Raw genomic sequence first — 20,205 nt, forward strand, 5'->3', positions numbered from 1 at the left:
CTGATTTTCGAACGTTTGAAGTACCTATTTTTACCAGTCATATCAGGAAGTTATCATGCCATAAAAACATGTTTGCTTCCTAAGACCCTACTGAAATAGTCGAAGAGGATGCGGCCTTCTATGTCTTTATCCAGAGCCAAGACGGCGAAAGCTTTGTGCTGCTACAAGACCAGCAAGAATTTGAAGCGCACGAACAAGCACTGTTTAACGTGGTGCTGGCCGGTTTTTTATTAACGCTACTGTTCGCCTTTGCCTTGGGACTGTTAATGGCACGCAAAGTGATGCAGCCGCTGTCGCGCCTCGCCGGACAGGTACGCAACCGTAACCAACTGCACCCGCTCGCCCCGGCATTGGCGGCGGATTACCCGAATGATGAAATCGGCCAGCTCGCCGCCGCTTTTGACAGCACCTTGGGTGAAGTGCGCAGCCTGCTCAACCGCGAGCGCCTGTTTACCAGCGACGTCAGCCACGAACTGCGCACGCCGCTGATGGTCATTGCCAGCTCGTGTGAACTGCTGGACGAGGTGCCGCTTGTCCCCCGCCGCCCGCGAACAAATCGCCCGTATCAGCCGTGCCTGCTCCGATATGCGCACACTGGTGGAGATTTTTCTGCATCTGGCACGCGGCAAAGAAAGCCGCGAGACCCTAGATGAAAATAAGAGCCTCGCAGCAATCGCGCGCCAGCAATACCAACTCTGGCAGCCACTGTTTGCCGAAAAACATCTGGATTTACAGCTTATCGAACAAAGCGAAGACCAAGGCCGCTACCCACCGGCTTTTTTGGCAACGGTCATCACCAACTTGCTGCGCAACGCCCTGCACTACAGCGAACACGGCACGGTACGGCTGGTACTGCAAAGCGGCGGCTTTTGCGTGGAAGATGAGGGCATCGGCATTGCCCCATCACAGCACGAGACGATTTTTCAGCCCTTTGTGCGCGGCCAAAATGCTCGTGGTGAAGGGCTGGGTCTTGGCCTGTCACTGGCCAGACGCATCTGCACCCGCCAAGGCTGGGAAATTACGCTGGATGCCACCAAAACCCGCGGCTGCTGCTTTGTGGTGAGGTTGCAGGCGACACAGTAAAAGCAGTCAATACATCACCAATGACGTCCACCCTTAAGAGCACTCTCTCTCCAAAGCAGGAGAGATTGGCTTTTAAGCCGCTTTTTTAAGGGCGAAACTGCCTTGACGGTCGCGGTTAAGCGCACTGAATACAGCGCGAAAGCTCGCGGTGGTGAGGTTTTCGTCGATACCGATGCCATACAGACTACGCCCACCGGCTACGCGCAGCTCCACGTAAGCGGCGGCTTTGGCGTTGGTGCCAGAGCCGATGGCGTGTTCGTTGTAGTCCATCACTTCAGCCTTAACCGGCAAGGCGGCGACCAAGGCTTCCAACGGGCCGTGGCCTTCTCCCGTCCAAGATTGCGGCTTACCTGCCAGGTTCGCCTCCTGCACACGCAAGGTGACGCAACAAACACCGTTTTCTTCGTGCAGGCTGTGGCTTTCCAGTCGATAAGGCGCATCGGCCGCTAAATATTCCTGCTCCAGCAGCGCGTAGATTTGCGCGGCGGTTAATTCCAGCCCCAGCCGGTCGGTTTCCCGTTGTACCACTTGGCTGAATTCGATTTGCGCACGGCGCGGCAGGCTGATGCCGTATTCCTGCTCCAACAAAAAGGCAATTCCACCCTTGCCGGACTGGCTGTTGACGCGAATCACCGCTTCATAGCTGCGACCAATATCGGCCGGGTCAATCGGCAGGTAAGGCACCTCCCAAAGCGCATCGGCCTTTTGTTGGGCAAAGCCTTTGCGGATGGCATCCTGATGCGAGCCGGAAAACGCGGTATGCACCAAATCGCCCACGTAGGGATGGCGCGGATGTACCGGCAACTGGTTGCAGTCTTCCACCAGTTTACGCACCGCGTCGATATCAGAAAAATCCAGACCCGGGTTAATCCCTTGGGTATAGAGGTTTAGCGCCAGCGTGACCAAACAGACATTACCGGTACGCTCGCCATTGCCAAACAGGCAACCTTCCACGCGGTCGGCACCGGCCATCTGCGCCAACTCCGAAGCGGCAACGCCGGTGCCACGGTCGTTGTGGGTATGCACGCTGATAATCACCGAATCACGCCGCTTGATATGACGACAGAACCATTCAATCTGGTCGGCATAATGATTGGGCGTGGCGCATTCAATGGTCGCTGGTAGATTAAGGATTAAACGGTTATCCGCTGTGGGATTAAACACGTCAATTACGGCATTGCAAACTTCTACCGCGAAGTCGGTTTCGGTAGAACTAAAAACTTCCGGCGAATATTCAAAGCGCCAGTGGGTTTCTGGATTAGCTTCGGCCAGTTGTTTAATCTGTTTTGCGGCATTAACGGCAATGGCTTTTACCCCGGCTTTATCTTGCTGGAAAACAATCCGCCGAAAACTCGGGGCGCAAGCGTTGTAGTAATGAATAATGGCTTGCTTTGCCCCTTTTACCGAAGCGAAGGTGCGTTCAATTAAATCATTACGCGCCTGGGTTAATACTTGAATGCAAACATCATCTGGAATGTATTGGCCTTCAATCAGTTCGCGGATAAAGTCAAATTCGGTTTGCGAGGCGGCGGGAAAACCCACTTCAATTTCTTTTAAACCGGCCTGCACCAAGCCATTAAAAAAGCGCATTTTGCGTGCGCTGTCCATCGGCTCAATCAGCGCCTGATTGCCATCGCGCAAATCGGTGGATAACCAAATCGGCGGGGCACTGATGGTTTTATCCGGCCAGGTGCGGTCAGCCAAGGCAAGCGGTTGAAACGGGCGGTATTTTTTCGACGGGTCTTTAAGCATGCTCATGGGAAATATCTCAGGCTAATGCAGGCAAGCCTAATACGCCATCGACAACGCTTGCAATATTTGCAGAAAAATTGGCAACTTTTTGCTTTAAACAATCACAAGCAGCCATTTTGTGCCCAAAAAATCGATTTATTCTTAAATAATTGCCGGGGTCTGCGCGGCATAGCCAAATCACCTAAATCAGCTGATGCCACTCATCGCTCGCAGGCGGCGCACGATCCATGCTGGCCGGGAACCCGCGCCTGGCCAATGCGTTGCAGGGCGGCTCCGCTTGCGCGGATGTTTGTGACGGGAGAAACCCAAAGCAGCCGTCCTGACGATCAGCGACTTAACATCAATAGGATTTGCACCCCAGTCTGGTACCCCGGCCAAGCGCAGGGGTGCTTGTTGGCGGAAACCTTAACCTATCGTTTCGCCCGGTTACGGCAGGCTGGGCATGCTGGTTGAAGCTAGCGCCTGGATGATCGGCTCTCTTGTTTCCCTTAAATCGGTCAGAAACTCCCGCCCATCGTCAGCGCCGTAAGCGCGGGCGCTGTAACCGTAGAGCAGCACGCCGTGTTGCGCGCCATCGGCACTGCGCCAGGGGCTGTAGCGGTAGGCGTTCCATTCGACGATGGTTTCACCGTCCTCCGTTTCACCGCTGAGCACGAAATCGAGCAGGTATTCACCGCTGCTCTCGTTTTTGATCAGGCGGTGGTTGACGAGCAGGTCACTCTCTTTGCGCTGGTTCAAAAATTCCAGCTGGCTGCGGACGACATCGGCCACGCCCATGCCGTTGCTCAGCCGTTCCAGCAGCAGCATGTGGTGGTAATACGGGAGTTCTTCGTCCTGCGGTAGGTATTCGTATTTGATGTAGTCCGGGGACGGCTCGGAACTCCAGGCGAGATGATAGGTGACATCGGCAAACGTAAGGCTCGCAGCCCGCGCGGTTTCGGCGGCGCACGCCTGGCCGAAGCTGGCGAGCGTTACTGGCAGCGTGAACGCCAGCGCGGCCAAGGTTTTGTAGGTGCGATGGAGCATGGGGTTCGTCCGTCAGTGGGGTGGCGGCGAATATAGCAGGTGCCGCTCAGCACAGTCCATCCGTATCAGAACACGGCGCGCACGACGCCTCCGGCAGCGTTTCAAAGATGCTATGTTGCGGCAAACAGGCGTTACCAGCAACTGACCGTGGCGCTGCTCAAAATCCTGACAAGAGTGCGGCCAACAATCGGTCGTTTTGTGCCTAAAAATCGATTTTATTCAGAATAATTGCTTGGCTTATGCCTGCCCACCATAGCCAAAATCACCTGATGTAACTCATCCACCGCAGCGGCGGCCGGGATAACGCCGCTAGCCGCGGCTTCTGCCAAACCGTCTGCGGCACCGAGCATGGCGCAAAGCGCGGCATCGGACAATACGGCGGGCGCAGCAAAAGGCGCGAGCGCCTCGGCGCAGCGCTGCATAAAGCCGCGTTGGCAATGACTGCGCAGCACCGCGAGTTCCGGCGAACCGCGCAGCGCGGCGAGAATACCGGGCATTTCTCTGCCTTCGCTTTCCATGCAGCCGATGTAGTTTTCCGCCATCACCCGGGCGAGACTGGTCAGTTGCGGCGCACAGGCGTTAATCGCGCTCTCCAGCAACTGACTGTGGCGCTGCTCAAAATCCTGATAGAGCGCGGCCAACAAGCCTTGGCGCGTGCCGAAATGGTCGTACACGATCGGTTTGGTAATGCCTGCGGCTTCGGCCAAGCGCCCCAAACTCAGCGCGTCAGTGCCTTCCTCACGAATAAGCTGCAAAGCGGTATCGAGCAATTGGCGCAGACGCTGCTCGCGCGTCATGCGCTTTTTCGGCGGCGCCCCAGTTTTCATGAGGCGGCGCTGGCAATTTCCGGCGCGGGGGTCAGTTTGCGCAAGTCTGAACCACTGGGTTTTTGGAATACGCGCAGGTAAAACTCCGGCACAATCGCCAGTAGATGGTCGAAGATGTCCGATTGAATGGCCTCATAGGCATTCCAGCTGGTGGTATTGGTAAAGCAGTACAGCTCCAGCGGCAGCCCCGCCTCGCTCGGCGACAATTGCCGCACCAACAAAGTCATGCCTTGGTGAATACCCGGATGATTGCGCAAATAGTGCTCCACATAGGCGCGAAAAGTACCGAGGTTAGTCAAGCGGCGCAGATTGGCCGGCACCTCGGCGTACTGTTCGAGTTTTTCATTCCACTCATGTAATTCGCTTTGCTTGTGCGATAAATAATCGCCCAGCAAACGCAAGCGATGCAGCCGCTGAACTTGTTCGTCATCTAAAAACTGCACACTGGTTTGGTCTAAATACAGACAGCGTTTAATGCGCCTGCCGCCGGATTCGCTCATGCCACGCCAGTTTTTAAACGAATCCGTCACAAAACGCCGCGTGGGAATGGTGCTGATGGTTTTATCCCAGTTCTGGATTTTGACCGCGTGCAGGGCAATATCAATCACATCCCCATCGGCATTAAGTGAAGGCATTTCTACCCAATCACCGACGCGAATAATATCGTTGGAACTGATTTGCACGCTGGCGACCAAAGACAGCAAGGTATCTTGAAAAATCAGCATCAACACCGCCGCCATCGCGCCAAGGCCAGAGAGCAAAATCAGCGGCGAGCGGTCGAGCAAAATGGCAATCACCAGCACCGCGGTAATGGCATAGAGCACAATTTTGCCGAGCTGGATATAACCTTTAATCGGGCGTGTCTGTGCCTCCGGGCGGCGTTCGTAGAGCAGGTTAATCAAGGTTAAAAAGCCGCTGCCTGCCAGTGCCAGGCACAGCACAATCAGCGAATTACAGAGGATATGCACCAGGTGGGTGAAGGTCTCTGGCAGGTTCGGCACCAGTTCAATGCCCAGATGCACCACCAACACCGGCAGGACATTGGCAAGACGGCGGATAATGGGAAAGCGCTGCATTTCCGGGCTTTGCCAAAGCCAAGCCGCCGACAACGCGCGACGTACCGCACGTAACAAAATACGCTTGATAATCCAATTGCTCGCCCAAGCGACAACGAGCAACAGGCACAGGCTAAGCAAACTAAAAAGCCGCGGATGCTCGGCCAGCAGGGCAAGACTTTGTTGGTAGGTTTGCTGCATGCGGCACTCTTTTTAAACGAACGAGGAAAATGCGCATTATCTATGGATAGAGCGCTTAGTCCAGCCGAACGAGCGGCGTATCCAGAGTCATCGCGCCATGTACGTACTTGCCCTCTCCCATAAATGGGCGAGGGGAGCTACATACTTTGCCCCTCACCTGCAAGCGGGATGGGGCGATGCAGCCGCCCACCTGGCAAGTTACTGGATACCCCAAAGCTGACCGCAATGGTTACTTTATGTATCACTACTTTTTGTTTTGCAGTACAAAAATTAGCAAGGGCTGTATAAGGCCGTTCTATCTATCCGCTGACACTCTTCGCCCAATAGCGCTTGTCACACGCTTTTTTTAGCTTTCGCGCTTACATTTCAATAAAACATATTAACTCATATGTAATATGGCATATTATATGCCTGCTCATGGCAACGGGCGCTAGTGTTACCGCCCTGACGCACTGCACCAACACAACCCCAACAACAAGGAGCACCTCTTATCATGAGCCGTCATGCAACTACTGCGGGGGCGGATGCCGATGCCGCGCATTTGGCTTCCCTCGGTTATTCCTACGATGCCACTTTTCGCCGGGAAATGAGCTTTTGGGGCAATGTCTCCTTAGGCTTTACCTATTTGTCGCCGATTGCTGGCATCTACTCAATGTTCGCCTTTTCCCTTGGCACTGCCGGTGCGCCGATGGCTTGGGCGCTGGTGATTGCCTTGGTCGGACAGTTTTTTGTCGCGCTGGTATTTGCCGAAGTGGTCTCCAACTATCCGGTAGCTGGCGGGGTTTATCCTTGGTCAAGAAGGCTTTGGGGGCGCAAGTGGGCGTGGATGAACGGCTGGATTTATCTGGTCGCATTAGTCGGCACCATTGCTGCTGTGGCTTACGGCGCTGCACCTTTTATCGCTGCGATAGTTGGCGGCGAACTCGATAGCGGTGGCACGGTGTTGATAGCGCTTTGCGCACTGGCGGTTGCCACCTTACTCAATTCATTAGGTACACGGGCGCTCAGTTTCGCGGCGCTGGCCGGTTTTAGTGCAGAGGTTATCGGTTCAGTGATTATCGGCGGTTATCTGCTGTTGTTTGGCCGCCAGCATGGCTTTGAGGTGCTGTTTGACAGTCAAGGCATTGGCGATGCGTTTTCCGGCGGTTATTTCGGTGCGTTTGCAGCGGCTGCCTTGATTGGCTGCTACGCCTATTACGGTTTTGAAGCCAATGGCGATTTGGCCGAAGAAATCAAAGACCCCAGCGCCCAAGTCCCCAAAGCCATGCGCATGACGCTCTATGTCGGCGGCCTCGCCTGCTGTCTGTTGGTATTTCCACTGGTTTTGGCCGTGCCGGACTTTCACGCGGTCGCTCGCGGCGAGGTGACTGACCCGATTGCCCTGCTGCTCTCTGAAGCCTTCGGTCCTTTGTATTGGGTCGCCATGCTGGTTATCTCGATTGCTTTTATCTCCTGCATTACCAGTATTCAGGCGGCGACAAGCCGGTTGATTTATTCAATGAGCCGCGACCATTTTCTGCCCGCCTCGAATTTTCTTACCAAGTTCAACGAAAATCGTCATGTTCCGCAAAATGCTTTGTTAGTCGCCGTCTGCCTGCCCGCAATCATTATTGTGCTTTCGCTGAAACTGGAAAAAGCCCTTACCGCGATGATTGGCTTTGGCACGGTCGGTATTTATATCGGCTTTCAGATGGTGGTACTCGCGGCACTGCGCGCGCGTTTGCTGGGTTGGCAACCGGCCGGGAAATTTAAACTGGGCGCTTGGGCTTTGCTGGTTAATTTGATTGCGCTCGGCTGGGGCATTATCGCTATCGTTAATATCCTCTGGCCGCGCGAAACCGGCGGCGGCTGGGTGGAAGACTGGCTGCTGATTATGACCTTGGTCGGGATTACGCTGGTCGGCTTTATCTACATGCAAGTATCCGGCGCTTGGCAAGGCGGCAGTGCGCCGGCAGGGGATGCCGTGCGCAGCACTGAACGTAGTGTTAATGCGGCCAATGCGCTTAGCGGATAACCTCGTCGATTAAATAGATACAGCCGGGCAATTTAAAAACTTCGCTGATATTTGTTTACCCTCTCCCCTGCCCCTCCCACAAGTGGGGAGGGGAGCACAGCGGTGCGGCTTTAAACTATGGCAGTTATTTTTATTGGCTAGACGGTATGCAAATACCAATTGTATTCAAGGTCAGAAATAGTGGTTTCAAACTCCTGCAATTCAGCCTCTTTACAGGCGGCAAATACATCGATGTATTTGGGGTCGATATAACGCGCCAGTATTTCGTTATCGTCCAACTCGCGCAGGGCATCACGCAGATTATTCGGCAGGCTCGCTTCCATTTGTTCGTAACCATTGCCTTCAATCGGCTCGCCCGGCTCGATTTTATGGGTTAAGCCATGATGAATACCCGCCAAAATGGCCGCCATCATTAAATAAGGGTTGGCATCGGCACCGGCCACGCGGTGTTCAATACGCACTGCATCGGGCGAGCCGGTCGGTACGCGCAATGCTACGGTGCGATTATCCAGCGCCCAACTGGGCGTATTGGGCACATAGAAGTTAGCGCCAAAACGACGGTAGGAGTTCACGTTCGGGCACAAAAACGCCATGCTCGCCGGCATGGTTTCCAATACGCCGCCTAATGCATGACGCAGTGCCTCATTTTGCGTTGGATCTTCGTCGGCAAAAATATTATTGCCGTCTTTATCCAATAACGAGATATGCACATGCAGACCATTACCGGCCTGCCCTGGATAGGGCTTGGCCATAAAGGTCGAGTCCATCTCGTGGTCATAGGCGATATTTTTAATCAGACGTTTTAGCAATACCGCGTAATCGCAGGCTTTAATCGCGTCTTTAGTGTGATGAAGATTAACTTCAAACTGTGCGGGCGCGCTTTCTTTAACAATGGCATCGGCGGGAATGCCCTGCACTTTGGCCGCTTCCAATATATCCTGCAGACAGTCGGCGTATTCATCCAGGTCATCAATTAAATACACCTGGGTAGAATGCGGGCGCTTGCCGGAAATCGGCGAGCGTGGCGGCTGCGGGCGACCGTTTATGTTCTCTTGGTCAATCAGGTAGAACTCCAGTTCAAAGGCCGCGCAAATGGTTAAGCCCAATTCATCAAACTTTTGCACGACTTGCCGCAGCACTTCTCTGGGGTCGGCAAAAAACGGCTCGCCTTCCAACTCGTGCATGGTCATTAACAGTTGCGCGGTGGGGCGCTTTTGCCAAGGCTCGACCGAGAGCGTACCCGGAATGGGAAAACAAATACGGTCGGCCTCGCCAATATCAAGGCCAAGACCTGTGCTTTCCACCGTCGAGCCGTTGATATCGAGAGCAAACAATGAGGCAGGCAGGTTAATGCCCTTTTCGTACACCTTGGGCAACGCCGCGCGCTCAATGCGCTTGCCGCGCACCACGCCGTTCATGTCGGCAATTAAAAGGTCAACAAAGACAATCTCAGGATGAGATTCAAGAAAAGTGCTCGCCTCACTAGGCAATCCGGCACTTAAGGGGGGAGACATAATGCACCTGTTTATTAAAAATAGCTTTCAGGAGGATTGACAAAGCCGTCATTCGGCGGTCAATGGCGCTTATTCTACCCATAAAGCAGGCACGCCCGTCACCCCCGCAGCTCGTCAAAAGCCCCTCAAAGCGTTGCGAGGTCTGGCTTTGCCCGATTTTCAAACAGTGCTTTTGCCTGTGCAAAAGCGCGCCAGGCAGACAATCCACAGTCGCGCGCAAGGTATATACTCGTACTTCTCAAGTGACCTCTTAAGACAGGTGCACGCATGAAATCCGTCGGCAAAATCGTAGGCATCCTGCTCTTGGTGCTGCTTTTGATTGTGGTGGGTTTGGGTTTTGCGCTGACCCAGCTTATCGACCCCAATGACTACAAAGGCGAAATCCAGGATCTCGCGCGGGAAAAAGCCAATATCGAGTTAAAACTTTCCGGCGACATCGGCTGGAGCCTGTTCCCGTGGCTGGGTTTATCGCTGCATCAGGCGAGCGTTGCCAGTACGCAAACGCCCGATAAACCCTTTGCCAAGCTCGATATGCTGGGGCTTTCCGTGCGCCTGTTGCCGCTGCTTAGCCGTGAAGTGCAGATGAGCGCCATTCGTGTAGAGGGATTAAATCTAACCCTTGAACGCAACGCACAAGGCAAGGGCAATTGGGAAGACATAGGCCCTTCGGCTAACTCTTCCAATCAATCCGCCAGCAAAGAACCCACAGCATCCCAAGATAAAACCGCGCAACCGCTTAAAATCGATATTGACAGCCTGATTATCAACAACGGCCGCCTGGATTATTTTGATGCCCAAAGCGGCATGCGTTTTTCTGCCGAAAGCCTGCAACTGACCACTGGCAGCATCCGCGAGGGCGCTGCTATTCCGCTGAAATTTTCTGCCTTTATCAGCGCCAATCAACCGGTTTTGCGCGTATCGACCGAGCTTTCTGCCGACTTTTTTATCGATAGCGCAAACCGGCACTACCGTTTGGATAATCTGCGCGCCTCTGGCGAGCTTTCCGGCGAACCGTTTTCCGATAAAAGCGCAAACTTTGTCGCTCAAGGACAATTGCTGTTCGAGCAAAGCGCACAGCTTGCCAAGTGGAACAACCTCAAACTATCCCTTAACCAGTTACGCGCCAGCGGCGAACTGAGCGTGGGCCATCTGGATAAAGCCCCTACTATTGGCGGGCAACTGGCGCTGGCAGAGTTTGACTTAGGCCAATTTGCCGCAGGGCTTGGCACTCAATTGCCGCCGATGGCAGATGCTTCGGCGTTAAAAAAATTCAGCCTAAGCGGCCAAATCAAAGGCACAAAAAGCAGCCTCGCGCTGGAAAACCTCAAAATCCAACTGGATGACAGCCAATTCAGTGGGCAGCTTTCGCTCGCGGATTTTTCCAAACAGGCGCTGCGTGTACAGCTTGCGGGCGATAAGCTAAACCTTGACCGCTATCTGCCACCGCCCGAAAAAACCGCCGCGCAAACCAGCAAACCCGATCAAGGCAGTGGCGACACGCTACCCAAATCGCCCACCGAGGCCTCCTGGAGTGATGAACCCGTGCTGCCGCTTAAGACTTTGCGCAGCCTTGACCTCGCCCTTGAGCTGACCCTTGAGCAATTGACCTATCAGCAAATGCCGCTGAATAAAGTGCAGCTCAAAGCCAATGCCGCTGATGGTCTGCTTGGCCTGCAAAGCCTAAAAGCCGCTTTGTATGACGGCAGCCTTACGGCAAATGCCCAATTGGATGTGCGCGGCGTGCAGCCGCTACTCGCTGCCAGTACCAAGGTTGTGAACGTACCGATTGAGCGCCTGCTGGAAAAACCGGGGCAAAAATCCCCCATCAGCGGTGCACTGGAACTTAATGCCGATGTGCAAAGTCGCGGCAACAGCCAGCTCGCCTGGGTTCAAGGATTAAACGGCAAGGCCAATTTTGTGGTGAAAAATGGCGTGTTACCCGATGCCAATCTGGAGCAGCAACTCTGTACCGGCATCGCCCTGCTCAACCGCAAAACCTTAAGCAGTGAGCAGCGCAGTCAAGACACGCCTTTTGAGCAATTAAGCGGTAGCCTTAATCTGGTCAATGGCGTTGCCACCAATCCAGACCTTGCCATACGCATCCCCGGGCTTTCGCTTAAAGGCAATGGCCAGGTGAATTTGCCGGTGCTCGGCATGGACTATCGATTAGGACTGCTGATTGAAGGCGATACCCAGGCCGACCCCGACCCTGCCTGCACGGTCAACCGTCGTTATGTCGGCATGGAACTGCCGGTGCGCTGCCGCGGCTCGCTGGAATTAGGCGCGAAAGCCTGTCGCTTGGACAAAGACGGCGTAGCGCAGATTGCCGCTCGTTTAATTGTCGACCAATACGGCGAGAAAATAGAAAGCAAACTCGATAAAGCGATCGAGAAAAAGCTGGGCACAGAGGCCGCCCCACAAATCAAGGACGCGCTGCGCGGCCTGTTTAAACCATGACCGAGGCGCAATTTGCCGCGCGTTTGATCGCTTGGCAGCAGCAACATGGCCGCAAGGATTTACCTTGGCAGCAGCAGGTCACCGCGTATCGCGTTTGGGTATCGGAAATCATGCTGCAACAAACCCAGGTTGCCAGCGTTATCGGCTACTTTGGGCGATTTATGCAAAGCTTTCCGAGCGTACAAACGCTAGCCAAGGCGAGTGACGATGAAGTGCTGCACCTGTGGACGGGTCTTGGCTACTACAGTCGTGTGCGCAATCTAAAAAAGACCGCGCACATTATCAGCGAGCAATATGGCGGCGAATTTCCCGCATCCGTTAAAGCACTGGCCGAACTGCCCGGCATTGGCCGCTCCACGGCTGGAGCCATTTTAAGCCTTGCCATGGGGCTGCCCGCGGCGATACTCGACGGCAACGTCAAACGCGTGCTCGCCCGCTATAGCGCAACATCCGGCTGGCCGGGTGAAAGCAAAACCGCAGCCATTCTCTGGGATTTGGCCGAACGCTTCACCCCCACAGAACAAACCGCCATATACAACCAAGCGATGATGGATTTGGGCGCAACCCTCTGCACGCCCAAACTGCCTGCTTGCGCCGAATGCCCGGTGCAAAGTGGCTGCCGCGCTTTCGCTCGCGGCAGCCAAAGCCTTTATCCCACGCCAAAACCACGCAAAACCCTGCCGCAAAAGCGCAGCCTTATGCCGATTTTCGCTCGTAAAGATGGCTGCATCTTGCTGGAACGCCGCCCGCCCGCCGGTATCTGGGGCGGCCTTTGGAGCTTGCCCGAACTCGATACCATTGAGGCGCTGGAACCCCTTGCCCAGCGTTACGCTCTTGATTTGGGCGAGCGCCGCGCACTTGCACTGATCTCACATAGTTTCAGTCACTTTCGCCTAGCGATTGAGCCTTGGCTGATTGAGGTGAACGAAAGCGCAAATGCTGTAGCAGAAGACCACTACCTCTGGTACGACCCAGACAACCCCAAGCGCTTGGGGCTTGCCGCACCGGTAGCAAAACTTCTTAAATACGCCGCACAAATCAACCGCAGGAAAGCCTTATGAGCCGTACCGTCCACTGCCGCAAATACCAACAAGAGTTGCCGGGTTTGGCACGCCCGCCTTACCCCGGCACCAAGGGTTTGGATATTTTTGAAAACATCTCGCAAAAAGCTTGGGATGAATGGCAGGCGCAGCAAACCATGCTGATTAACGAGCGCCGCCTTTCCATGATGAATACTGCCGACCGAACATTCTTGGCGCAGCAGATGGATAAATTCTTTGCAGGCGATGAACACGCCAAAGCCGATGGCTTTACCCCACCGGCTCAATAATCCGTTTTTCGCACTGCACAAAACCACGCCAGTTTTGCTATCTTAGGCCGCCGTTTGCCCGGGCATTTATTCTTCGGGGCATTTTTTTTGGAGAACAGCATGTTGAAGTCGATGCAACTGATTAAAGAACATGAGGTTAAGTGGCTCGATTTACGGTTTACCGACACCAAGGGCAAACAGCATCACCTGACCGTGCCAGCGCGTGATGCCGATGAAGATTTTTTTGAATACGGCAAAATGTTTGACGGCTCTTCGATTGTCGGCTGGAAAGGCATTGAAGCCTCCGACATGATTTTGCTGCCGGACGACAGCACCGCCGTGCTCGACCCGTTCAGCGAAGAAGTCACGCTGATTTTGCTCTGCGACATCATTGAACCGACCACCCTGCAAGGCTACGAGCGCGACCCGCGCGGCGTTGCCCGTCGCGCTGAGCAATACCTCAAAGCCAGCGGTATCGGCGATCAAGTCTTTGTCGGCCCGGAACCTGAGTTTTTTATCTTTGATGAAGTCAAATTTAAAACCACCCCAGCCGGCTCGATGTTCAAAATCATCTCCGAACAAGCACCCTGGAGCAGTGATGCCGACCTCGAAGGCGGCAACCGCGGCCATCGTCCGGCACTCAAAGGCGGCTATTTCCCGGTACCGCCGCTCGACCACGACCACGAACTGCGCACCGCCATGTGCAACGCACTGGAAGAAATGGGCCTTTGCGTCGAAATCCACCACCACGAAGTCGCCGCCGGGCAAAACGAAATCGGCGTGCGCTTTAACACCTTGCTCGCCAAGGCCGACGAAGTGCAAACGCTCAAATACTGTGTGCACAACGTGGCCGAAGCCTACGGCAAGACCGTGACCTTTATGCCCAAACCCCTGTACGGCGACAACGGTTCGGGCATGCACGTACACCTGTCCATCTTCAAAGACGGACAAAATACCTTTGCTGGCGAAGGTTATGGCGGGCTTTCCGATACCGCGCTCTACTTTATCGGCGGCATTATCGCCCACGGCAAAGCACTCAACGGCCTGACCAATCCGGCGACCAACTCCTACAAGCGCTTGGTGCCGGGCTATGAAGCGCCGGTTTTGCTGGCTTACTCGGCAAGCAACCGCTCGGCCTCGATTCGCATTCCTTACGTAAGCAGCCCGAAAGCGAGGCGAATTGAAGCGCGCTTCCCGGATCCTGCCGCCAACCCGTATCTGGCCTTTGCTGCGCTTTTGATGGCCGGGCTTGACGGCATTCAAAACAAAATCCACCCGGGTGATGCTTCGGATAAAAACCTCTATGACCTGCCGCCGGAAGAGCTGAAAAACATCCCGCACGTCTGCGCAAGTTTGACCGAAGCCTTGGATGCCCTCGATAACGACCGCGCCTTCTTAACCCGCGGTGGGGTGTTTACCGATGAATTTATCGATGCCTATCTGGAAGTCAAACGCGCGGAAGACCTAAGAGTGCGCCAGTCAGTCAACCCGCTGGAATACGAGCTTTATTACAGCGTGTAATCCGTGCAAAAGGTCGCAGGCGTTGATACGCCGCGGCCTTTAACGTCAAGATGTTCCATATCATCCTGTTTGAGCCGGAAATACCGCCCAATACCGGCAATATCATCCGCCTTTGTGCCAATACCGGTTGCAGCTTGCATCTGATTGAGCCGCTTGGCTTTGTGCTGGATGACAAACGCCTGCGCCGTGCGGGTCTCGATTACCACGAATACGCCTCGGTGCGTTGCCATGCAAACTTGGCGGCTTGTCTTGCTGCGCTAGCAAACCCACGCCTGTTTGCCATGACCACCAAAGGCTCGCAAGGACTGCATCAAGTGCGCTACCAGTCAGGTGATGCCTTCTTGTTCGGTGCAGAAAGCCGTGGTCTGCCGCCATCCCTGCTGGATAGCCTGCCCGCCGCACAGCGCATCCGCCTGCCGATGCTGGCGCATTGCAGAAGCCTTAATCTTTCCAATGCCGTTGCTGTCACCGTCTACGAGGCTTGGCGGCAAACTGGCTTTGCCGGCGCTTAGAGTCTGTTCCCGTTTCAAAGGGCAAAAACCGCCCTGTCTGTCCCGCTATACTGCCGCCTTTATTGGGTTAGACACAGGTCTATGTCGCAATCATTTTCTACCGATGTATTAATCGTCGGCGCGGGCATCGCCGGGCTTTGGCTGAATGCGCGGTTGCGCCGCTTGGGCTTTGCTACGGCGCTGCTGGATAGCGCGGCCATTGGTAGCGGGCAGAGCGGTAAGTCGCAAGGGATTATCCACGGCGGCACCAAGTATGCTTTGCAGGGCGTATTGACCCCTTCAGCGCAGGCCATTGCAGCCATGCCGGGGCGTTTTCGCGCAGCGCTTGCAGGTGAAGGTGAGCTGGATTTACGGGATGTGCGGGTGCTTTCGCAAGCGCATTACCTCTGGTCGCCAGGCTCGCTTGCGGGCAACTTAACCAGTTTTTTTGCCAGCCGTGCCATGCGCAGCCGCATTGCTGCGGTAACGGGCGAGGCACTGCCGCCCGCGCTGCAAAATCCGGCATTTGCCGGCAAGGTTTACCGGCTGGATGAGCTGGTGCTGGATGTGCTCAGCCTGCTGTCATGCTTAACCCGTCTCAGCGGGGACAGCCTGCTGTCGGCGCAAGACATCCAACCGCTTACCGATGAAAACGGCGAGCCATGCGGCCTGCAATTGGACGGCCAAGCGCTGCACGCACGCTGTATCGTGCTGTGCGCCGGAGCGGGCAATCAGGCCTTGCTGGAACGCTTTGCTCTAACCCAGCCCGCGCAACAAAGCCGCCCGCTGCATATGGTGCTGGTCAAATCGGCGCAGCTTAGCCCACTCTACGCACACTGCCTGGGCGCGGGCAGCAAACCACGGCTAACCATTACCAGTCATCCCTTGGCTGATGGGCAGTGGCTTTGGTATCTGGGTGGGGAACTGGCCGAAGCCAACGGCGTGGCACGTGACCAAGCCGCGCAAATCCATGCCGCCCGCCAAGAACTCACCCGCCTGCTACCTTGGCTTAACTGGTCTGACGCGCAGTTTGCCTGCCTGCGCGTCAGTCGTGCGGAACCGGCGCAGTCCGGCCTGTTGCGCCCGGATAATGCTTTTCTGGCTACTCAAGGAAGGCTACTGGTCGGCTGGCCGACCAAGCTCGCGCTGGCACCGGATTTTGCCGACCGCGTACTTAAGCACCTTAAGCAGATGCAGATTACGCCAAGCGCGCACAACCCATTACCGCCTTTGCCCAAACCGCCGTTAGCCCCGCCCTTTTGGCATGGATTATTGTCATGAGCCTGCATTCGCTGTATCGCCCGCTCGGCAATAGCGGGATTATGGTCTCGCCGCTGGGGCTTGGTACGGTAAAACTAGGGCGCAATCAGGGCGTGAAATATCCGGCGGCGTTTCGCATTCCAGACGATAACGAGGCACGCGCCCTCTTGGATAACGCGCGCATGCTGGGTATCAATCTGCTCGATACCGCCCCGGCCTACGGCAACAGTGAAGAGCGTCTGGGCAAGCTGCTGCGCGGGCAGCGCGAGCAGTGGGTGATTGCCAGCAAAGTCGGTGAAGAGTTCGAAGGCGGCGTATCACGCTTTGATTTTTCCGCCGCGCATACGCGCCGTTCAGTCGAACGCAGCCTGCAAAAGCTGCACACCGATGTCATCGATGTGCTGCTGGTGCATTCAGACGGTAACGACCTTGCCATCTTGGAACAGGGCGAAGTCTGCACCACGCTGGCCGCGCTCAAAGCCGAAGGCAAAATCCACAGCTTTGGTTTTTCCGGCAAAACCGCCGAAGGCAACCTGCTGGCGTTGCAGCAAGGTGCGGACTGCGCGATGGTCACTTACAACCTGGCGCAGCAGGACGAGCATCGGGTGCTCGATTACGCCGCCTTGCACGGCAAAGGCATTTTGGTGAAAAAAGCACTCGCCAGTGGACACGCTTGCCTTGCCGAAGGGCAAGACCCGCTAACCGCGAGCTTTGCCTTGGTCTTCGGCCATATTGGGGTCAGCGCCGCCATTGTCGGCACCATCAATCCGGCGCACCTTAAACAAAACGCCGAAGCCGTCGCGGCGCTGCTTAAATAGCCCCCGGTTAAATCGCATTGGCACCGGTTTCGCCGGTGCGGATGCGGATGGCTTGTTCCAGCGCGGTCACAAAAATTTTGCCGTCGCCAATTTTGCCGGTATTGGCCGCGTTGCTGATGGCTTCTATCGCGCGGTCAAGCTGGCTGTCGTCAATGGCGACATCGATTTTTACCTTGGGCAGAAAATCGACCACATATTCCGCCCCGCGATACAGTTCGGTATGGCCTTTTTGCCGCCCAAAGCCTTTAACCTCGGTGACGGTAATGCCTTGCACGCCGATTTCCGACAGCGCCTCGCGCACCGCGTCGAGTTTGAACGGCTTGATAATGGCAGTAACCAGCTTCATAAAACCCTCTTCGTTGGCAAGCAAAGATGCACAGTGTATGCCAAATGTAGAGGGCTTGCTTACGCGCGAGTTTCCAGTGGCCGCCTTACAAACGCCACTTAAAGACATGCCTGATATAAATGACCTGCCATCAAGCAACTGTTTGGGTAAAGCAAAGCATTGCGCCTCAATCACAGGTATCATTTGCGCCCCGCTGCCGCCATCAGTTCCACGCAAGGAAGCGTGCAGCAAACCGTCAAATCCCATCTTGGGTAAAAAAAATCAAAGGCGTTGTTTGCCTGCCAATCCCTTAAGGGATTTTTAACTGTCTATTTTTTGGAGATACCTATGTTAAAGCGCTCGTTATTGATGCTGTTTACGGTAAGCCTTACGTTAATTTTGGGCGGTTGCGCCCTTAGTCCGCAAAAACTCAGCCCCAAGCCAGAAGTGGATACCGATAGACTGAGCCTGCAAGCCCAGGGACAACCCATACGGCTGGTGGTAGTCGATGGCCGTACCGCGCAAGAGATTGGCACACGCGGTGGAGTTTATGGAAAAACCAGTTACTTAACCCTCCCGACCAATGACATTCTGCCGAAACTGAAAACCCAGGTTGACCGAGGGCTACGCCTTCTGGGCTTTGTTCCGGGAGAAGACAGCAACGCCCCGCAACTGACCGTGACCTTGACGCTGGTTGATTATCAGGCCGTACGCGCCGGAATTAACGCACAGTCCAACGTACGCGCCAGCCTTTCGGCACAAACAGAAAACGGCAATCGCCGTTATCAGGGGCTTTACACCGCCACAGTGACGCGCAGCTTTCCCAACTCACCCGATAAACGCGCCAACAACCAATTACTCACCCAAGTACTAAGCGATGCTTTGGACAGAATGTTCGCCGATAAAGGCATGGTAAAGGAGCTATTGGCACAGTAAGCACGCCAAGGCCAGCCCGTTACCCTCATTGCATGGGTGAAGCCTGCTATTGGGATTATCCAAATGTATCCCGCCAGTACATTTGCACTGCCAGGGTCTGCTTAAGGAACTGCATGGAAATGAGCAGGTGGCTTATGCCGATGCGGGGTTTATTGGCGCTGGCAAGCGCGATGAACTCAAGGGACGCAAGGTCGAGTGGAACATTGCGCGCAGGCGTTCGCCGGTGGAGGCGATCGTTAATACGGGCAAGCGCGAACTGGCGCGGCCTACGAGCACCTGATAGCCAAAGTGCGGGCCAAGGTGGAGCACCCGTTTCGGGTGATCAAACGCAAGTTTGGCCCGCTGACACACTGGGCTGACGCACGTAACGCTTTAAAGCTCTTGGGCAACCAAGACATTGAATGCTTGCGACGCCCTGAGTTTCGCATCAAAGTGCCTTACCGCTGGCACCGCGGCAATATACCAATCGCTTCGCTGCGCGGTAATCTGAGTCTCCCAGAAGTAAGCGCCGTTTTCTATCCTGATATGGTGGAACCGCAGACTACTTCCGCTATAAAGGCCATGGAGAATTTCTATAAGGCTATTCGAAAAGTCTCATTCGGAATAGACATTAAACCCGGCAGACTCCTGTATATCGACAACCACTTTACCTTGCATTCAAGAGATAAGTTCAATGGTTCATTTGACAAATACCAAAATCCAACGCGCAGGATACAGAGGGTTTTCGTTTCGCCTAATCTATGGAACCACTTGGGTCTTACACAGGTGAAGTCGCGCGTCTTGCAAAGAGTGGAGGCAGTAGCATGTTAAACACTTTTCTATCGATTCTGCCGATCTTTCTGTTGATCGTGGCCGGCTATATTGGCAAAAACTATTTCCTGCTGGAGGAGGTTTTTTGGAAATCGGTAGACAAGCTGGTCTACTATGTGTTTTTCCCTTCGCTCTTGCTGCTGGATATAAGCCGGGCAAACTTCGATAATACCGGCACATCAACGGCTATTGTTGCCACCATTGGCGGAACTCTTATGGTAGCTGCTTTTATCTTTGCCGGTCAGTACGTTATCAAAGTAAGAAATGATTTATTTACCTCTATTTTTCAAGGGGGAGTTCGCTACAACTCCTATGTTTTTATTGCTCTTTCTCAATCTTTATTTGGAACAGAGGGCGTAGCACTATCAGGTGTTTTCATCGCTTACATGATAGTTATAACCAATGTTATGAGTGTACTAGTGATGAATCACTACGGTAACGGTGGGAAAAAATCGCTCCAAGATACACTTGTGGCTATCGTGAAAAATCCACTGATTATTGCTGCCTTGCTTGGGTTATCCATCAATATGATTGGCCTGAATATAACAGGCGCTATAAAGCAGTTTCTCGGCTACCTCGGCAGTGCGGCGACCCCGCTCAGCCTTATGTCGGTGGGTAGTGGTCTGATGCTAAGCATGCAAACCTGCCGGACGATTGCCACCATTTATGCCGTTTCACTAAAACTGCTTATCATGCCAATCTGCACAATAATTCTATTGGGTCTTAGGAAGCAAACGCGATCAAAGCGGCTGTTCACGCAGTAATTTTAGCAAGGCCAGATAGATGTTTTCATGTCGATGATTGAA

At 54.5% G+C, this 20,205-nt stretch carries 18 protein-coding genes and 1 pseudogene; 13 read left to right on the plus strand and 6 right to left on the minus strand.

Annotation, left to right across the window (positions count from 1 at the left end):
- The first annotated feature begins 155 nt into the window (after positions 1-155).
- Positions 156-653 carry a histidine kinase dimerization/phospho-acceptor domain-containing protein gene (locus AXE65_RS14195; RefSeq protein WP_068391612.1) on the plus strand — a complete coding sequence of 166 codons (498 nt, stop codon included), beginning with the start codon at positions 156-158 and terminating at the stop codon, positions 651-653.
- Positions 586-1,083, plus strand: coding sequence for a sensor histidine kinase (locus AXE65_RS14200; RefSeq protein WP_239685073.1), 498 nt, complete (start codon positions 586-588; stop codon positions 1,081-1,083). Before AXE65_RS14195 ends, AXE65_RS14200 begins: the two co-directional genes overlap by 68 nt.
- Positions 1,084-1,155: 72 nt before the next feature.
- Here AXE65_RS14200 and leuA read toward each other — a convergent pair whose 3' ends face one another.
- From leuA to AXE65_RS09950, 4 genes are all read right to left on the minus strand, one after another.
- Positions 1,156-2,841: a 2-isopropylmalate synthase gene (leuA, locus tag AXE65_RS09935; RefSeq protein WP_068391618.1), complete on the minus strand. Its 1,686-nt coding sequence runs from the start codon at positions 2,839-2,841 to the stop codon at positions 1,156-1,158.
- A 420-nt stretch (positions 2,842-3,261) separates the two neighbouring features.
- On the minus strand, positions 3,262-3,861 hold the full coding sequence (locus AXE65_RS09940; protein ID WP_068391621.1) for an HI_0983 family protein: 600 nt from the start codon (positions 3,859-3,861) through the stop codon (positions 3,262-3,264).
- A 215-nt stretch (positions 3,862-4,076) separates the two neighbouring features.
- Positions 4,077-4,688 carry a TetR/AcrR family transcriptional regulator gene (locus AXE65_RS09945; RefSeq protein ID WP_068391624.1) on the minus strand — a complete coding sequence of 204 codons (612 nt, stop codon included), beginning with the start codon at positions 4,686-4,688 and terminating at the stop codon, positions 4,077-4,079.
- Entirely contained in the window at positions 4,685-5,944 is a 1,260-nt protein-coding gene (locus AXE65_RS09950) for a mechanosensitive ion channel family protein (RefSeq protein ID WP_068391627.1), read from the minus strand. Before AXE65_RS09950 ends, AXE65_RS09945 begins: the two co-directional genes overlap by 4 nt.
- Positions 5,945-6,437: 493 nt before the next feature.
- Here AXE65_RS09950 and AXE65_RS09955 point away from each other — a divergent pair, with 493 nt between their 5' ends.
- Entirely contained in the window at positions 6,438-7,958 is a 1,521-nt protein-coding gene (locus tag AXE65_RS09955; protein WP_068391631.1) for an APC family permease, read from the plus strand.
- A 137-nt stretch (positions 7,959-8,095) separates the two neighbouring features.
- Here AXE65_RS09955 and AXE65_RS09960 read toward each other — a convergent pair whose 3' ends face one another.
- Positions 8,096-9,472: a glutamine synthetase family protein gene (locus tag AXE65_RS09960; protein WP_068391634.1), complete on the minus strand. Its 1,377-nt coding sequence runs from the start codon at positions 9,470-9,472 to the stop codon at positions 8,096-8,098.
- A gap of 267 nt (positions 9,473-9,739) precedes the next feature.
- On the opposite strand from AXE65_RS09960, the gene AXE65_RS09965 reads away from it, so the two are divergent.
- The 7 genes from AXE65_RS09965 (at position 9,740) to AXE65_RS09995 (ending at position 17,328) form a co-directional block, all read left to right on the plus strand.
- Positions 9,740-11,929, plus strand: a complete 2,190-nt coding sequence (locus tag AXE65_RS09965; protein ID WP_068391637.1) for an AsmA family protein — start codon at positions 9,740-9,742, stop codon at positions 11,927-11,929.
- The gene (mutY, locus tag AXE65_RS09970) at positions 11,926-12,990 is read left to right on the plus strand and encodes an A/G-specific adenine glycosylase (protein WP_068391640.1); all 1,065 of its coding nucleotides are present in this window, start codon (positions 11,926-11,928) and stop codon (positions 12,988-12,990) included. Before AXE65_RS09965 ends, mutY begins: the two co-directional genes overlap by 4 nt.
- Positions 12,987-13,259 carry an oxidative damage protection protein gene (locus tag AXE65_RS09975; protein WP_068391643.1) on the plus strand — a complete coding sequence of 91 codons (273 nt, stop codon included), beginning with the start codon at positions 12,987-12,989 and terminating at the stop codon, positions 13,257-13,259. The genes mutY and AXE65_RS09975 overlap by 4 nt, the downstream gene beginning before the upstream one ends.
- Before the next feature lie 99 nt (positions 13,260-13,358).
- On the plus strand, positions 13,359-14,759 hold the full coding sequence (glnA, locus tag AXE65_RS09980; protein ID WP_068391646.1) for a type I glutamate--ammonia ligase: 1,401 nt from the start codon (positions 13,359-13,361) through the stop codon (positions 14,757-14,759).
- Positions 14,760-14,809: 50 nt separating this feature from the next.
- Positions 14,810-15,271 (plus strand): tRNA (uridine(34)/cytosine(34)/5-carboxymethylaminomethyluridine(34)-2'-O)-methyltransferase TrmL, encoded by a 462-nt coding sequence (gene trmL, locus AXE65_RS09985; RefSeq protein WP_068391649.1) that lies wholly within the window; start codon positions 14,810-14,812, stop codon positions 15,269-15,271.
- Between the two features lie 81 nt (positions 15,272-15,352).
- Positions 15,353-16,531: an FAD-dependent oxidoreductase gene (locus AXE65_RS09990; RefSeq protein ID WP_068391652.1), complete on the plus strand. Its 1,179-nt coding sequence runs from the start codon at positions 15,353-15,355 to the stop codon at positions 16,529-16,531.
- Positions 16,528-17,328: an aldo/keto reductase gene (locus AXE65_RS09995; protein ID WP_068391655.1), complete on the plus strand. Its 801-nt coding sequence runs from the start codon at positions 16,528-16,530 to the stop codon at positions 17,326-17,328. Before AXE65_RS09990 ends, AXE65_RS09995 begins: the two co-directional genes overlap by 4 nt.
- A 7-nt stretch (positions 17,329-17,335) precedes the next feature.
- Here the strand turns inward: AXE65_RS09995 and glnK are convergent, their stop codons facing one another.
- Entirely contained in the window at positions 17,336-17,674 is a 339-nt protein-coding gene (glnK, locus tag AXE65_RS10000; protein ID WP_068391668.1) for a P-II family nitrogen regulator, read from the minus strand.
- Positions 17,675-18,001: 327 nt separating this feature from the next.
- Here glnK and AXE65_RS10005 point away from each other — a divergent pair, with 327 nt between their 5' ends.
- From AXE65_RS10005 to AXE65_RS10015, 3 genes and pseudogenes are all read left to right on the plus strand, one after another.
- Positions 18,002-18,589: a YajG family lipoprotein gene (locus tag AXE65_RS10005; RefSeq protein WP_068391658.1), complete on the plus strand. Its 588-nt coding sequence runs from the start codon at positions 18,002-18,004 to the stop codon at positions 18,587-18,589.
- A gap of 103 nt (positions 18,590-18,692) precedes the next feature.
- Positions 18,693-18,928: pseudogene (locus tag AXE65_RS13610) on the plus strand (transposase); the annotation flags it as partial.
- A gap of 464 nt (positions 18,929-19,392) precedes the next feature.
- Positions 19,393-20,163 (plus strand): AEC family transporter, encoded by a 771-nt coding sequence (locus AXE65_RS10015; RefSeq protein WP_068391665.1) that lies wholly within the window; start codon positions 19,393-19,395, stop codon positions 20,161-20,163.
- Positions 20,164-20,205: the final 42 nt, after the last annotated feature.

Source organism: Ventosimonas gracilis (assembly GCF_001580025.1).
In the GTDB taxonomy this organism is placed as follows: Bacteria; Pseudomonadota; Gammaproteobacteria; order Pseudomonadales; family Pseudomonadaceae; genus Ventosimonas; species Ventosimonas gracilis.